The organism is Kocuria sp., from assembly GCF_030536815.1.
Taxonomy (GTDB): domain Bacteria; phylum Actinomycetota; class Actinomycetes; order Actinomycetales; family Micrococcaceae; genus Kocuria; species Kocuria gwangalliensis.
Genome location: NZ_JAUNPE010000216.1, coordinates 1 through 3,094 on the forward strand (window position 1 = coordinate 1; position 3,094 = coordinate 3,094).

4 protein-coding genes are annotated in these 3,094 nt (G+C 64.3%); all 4 read left to right on the forward strand.

The window, feature by feature from the left end; translation table 11 throughout:
* On the forward strand, positions 1-440 hold a 440-nt coding region (locus Q4E95_RS12300), incomplete at its 5' end, for a DUF6668 family protein (protein ID WP_368660333.1).
* Positions 437-817 carry a hypothetical protein gene (locus Q4E95_RS12305; RefSeq protein WP_270451687.1) on the forward strand — a complete coding sequence of 127 codons (381 nt, stop codon included), beginning with the start codon at positions 437-439 and terminating at the stop codon, positions 815-817. The genes Q4E95_RS12300 and Q4E95_RS12305, both read left to right, overlap by 4 nt.
* 57 nt (positions 818-874) lie before the next feature.
* Complete coding sequence (locus tag Q4E95_RS12310) at positions 875-1,624, forward strand: hypothetical protein (protein WP_303383577.1); 750 nt, start codon at positions 875-877, stop codon at positions 1,622-1,624.
* A partial coding sequence (locus tag Q4E95_RS12315) for a type IV secretion system protein (protein ID WP_303383578.1) occupies positions 1,617-3,094 on the forward strand: 1,478 nt, incomplete at its 3' end. The genes Q4E95_RS12310 and Q4E95_RS12315, both read left to right, overlap by 8 nt.

Genomic DNA, 3,094 nt, shown 5'->3' on the forward strand with positions numbered 1-3,094 from the left:
ACTGGTTAGGCGCCCATGGTGGAGCGGGAGAGACCACATTCCGGGAGCTGCTAGACGGTGTCGAATGCCATCATCGTTGGCCTTCTCCAACCCCAGAGGCACCGTCTCCTGTCGTTGTCCTCCTCGCCCGTCAAACGCATCGCGGGTTGGAATCAGCTCGACGCGCCGCCCAGGACTGGGCCTCCGGGCAACATCCAGATGTAGTACTCGCGGGGTTGGTGATCGTGGCCGACACTCCGGGCAAGACCCCGAGATCCCTGGCAGCAGCGACCCGTGTGATCTCCGGCGGTGTCCCCTTCACCTGGGTGGTGCCGTGGATCGAAGAACTCCGACTCACTGGAGCCGTGGACTGGGAGTCCATGGCCCGTGAGCCGAAGAAAGTCCTCACCGCTATCGGTGAGGCAGTCGATGAACTCACCTCCGAGAGGATTCCCCAATGATCGACCTCGTACTTGCCGCGCAGGACACCGTTTTGGCCCTGCCTGCTGCACTGCCTGACTCCGACCCGCTGGCTCCTCCGGGCATCGGAGAGTCCTGGAACAGGATGGTCGGTGTGGGCAAGTGGATTGCCTTGGGCATCGCCGTTCTGGGACTACTGGTGGTGGGCGGGAAGATGGCTTTCGACGCTCGTCGTGGTGAGACCACCGAAGAAATCTCCGGGATCATCAAGATCGTGTTGGCCGTCGCGCTGATCTCCGGTGGTGCTTCGATCCTTTCGTTTATCTCCCAAGACGGCGGAGGACAAGAGGAAGAGCAGAGTGGCGATGCGGAGGCTGCTGCCATTGTGATCCACGATGATCCCCACTTCAGCATCTAAAAGCTGACCACCATCAACAACTACAGGACCAGTCCCACGCACGAAAAGGAGCAGCAGGTGACAGATCAGCTTGAGACGGACAACGACAAATCATGGTGGGCGGGCCCTTGGTTCCTGGTCTCGGCGGTGCTCGTGGCCCTGCTGGTAGTGCTGGGACTGGTCCTGTGGCTGTGGCCTGAAGGACAGGAGCAGTCGCAGTCTCAACCCGCACCGGCCACCGCGGCCGAAGCGTCCTCGGGTGGGGAGTCGGTGTGCGGGTTGTCCGCCACCGGCGGTACCACCTTGACCAAGGCGCCGAAGGATGTCGAGTGGGAAGCTCTGGGGGCGATCTACGCCCCAGCCTCGAAGAAGCACGGGCCGGGCGCCATGGACGAGTCCACGGGTGTCCGGTCCTGCTACTCCCACACCCCCGAAGGGGCATTGCTGGCTTCCACCAACATGCTGATCTCGGGCAACGACCCGCAGGTCCTCCTCGACACCATCGAAGCACGAGTCATGGAGGGCCCCGGCAAGAACATCGCCATCGGGCAGGCGCAGCAGCGAGTGAGCGAGAACGACACGACGACCGTCCCGCTGGAAGTGGCCGGGTTCCGGTTGCTCTCTTATACGGACGATAAGGCCACCGTCGAGGTTGTGCTGGCCGCTGACGACGGGACGGAAAAGGTTTACACAACGACCGCAACCGACATGGTTTGGTACGAGGGAGACTGGCGTTTCCTGTTGCAGGATGACGGGAGCGGTGGCCCCGTCTCAGGTCAGATTTCTGATCTGTCCGGGTACATCCTGTGGAATCCCGACAATGGCTGACGAGGAAAAGTGTGGATTCCTTGACGGCATCTGCAAAGCGAAAAAAGGTGTTAGCGAAGCTCTGACCGGTGCCGCCGGGGATGCCTTAGATCAGATCGCCGACGGTGTGACCGCCGGTGTGGTCGACACGGTCGCTTCCCTGGGTTCGATGTGGACGCGGATCGGCAGCGCCGGCCTCACTTCCGAGGGCGGTACCGGTTCTCAGGCCCCGGTGCGGGGGGATTTCAACGCCTACATCGACACGTTGCTGGGTTACGCGAGCTGGCTCGGGTTGGGCGTGGCCGTGTTCGGGGTGCTGTTTTTGGGCATCGTGCTGGCCGTTAACGCCCGCCGCGGCGACGGCGCGGGCCTGGTCAACACCGCCACCGCCCTGGCCGGCGGGGCGGCGCTGGTTGGGGGAGCCACCAGCCTGATCGGTTTCCTCGTCCCGGCCCGGGCGATGAACTTGAGCGGTTCGGTGGGATTCATCCAGGACCAGACCTTTTATCTCACTCTGGCGGTGGCCGCGCTGAGCGTAATGATCGCCGGGGCGCAGATGGCCTGGTCCCAGCGCGCTGAGCCGGCCCGGGAGCTGCTCAAGGGCCTGCTTACCTTGGCCGTGGTCACCGCTTCGGGGGTGACGATCCTCAACGTCTTGATCCGGGGCACCGACGCCCTGGCGGTGCAGATCATTGACTCCGCCATCGGGGATGATTTCCAGACCGATGTGCTCAAGCTCCTGGCCTTGGACAACATGGCCAGTAGCGGCACCAGTCCGGTGTGGTTGGGCGGCAACGTCATCCTGATCATCGTCGGCGGGGTCGTGGCGATCATCGTGAACCTCATTCAGGTGATGCTGATGGTGCTGCGCACCGGGATGTTGTTTCTGATGGCGGGGATCCTGCCACTTTCTGCCGCCTTCTTGAACACGGAAACGGGTAAGAACTTCTTCCAGAAAGTCATCGCCTGGACCCTGGCGTTTGCTTTCTACAAGCCGGCGGCGGCCCTGATCTACGGGTTGGCGATCAAGATGTCCACCACCGGGGTGTGGGAGGGCGACGGCGGGCTAATCCAGTTCGCTGCGGGGCTAATGATGATCATCGCCTCCGTGTTCGCGCTACCGGTGCTGATTGGTTTCCTCAGCCCTGTGCTGGGCTCGATGTCTTCCAACGGTGGAGGTGGCGCGTTGGGGGTCGCCGCGATGGGCGCGGCGATCCCGCAGGGCGCGGCCCACCTGTCGCGGTCCGGACGCGGATTCGGTTCCGACAGCTCCGCCAGCCAGGCGCCCACGTCCACACCATCGCCTACGCCTGCCGGTGCAGGCGCTGGCAGTGCGGGAACCGCCGGCGGGGGAGCTGGGGCTGCTGGTGCCGGCGCCGCGGGTACCGCGGCCGCTGGGGCGGCTGCGGCTCCGGTGGCGGTCGGCTTGGCGGCCGCCGACGCCGTCAAGAAGACCGGGGAGGCTGTGGGGGAGGCCACCGCATCCAGCGC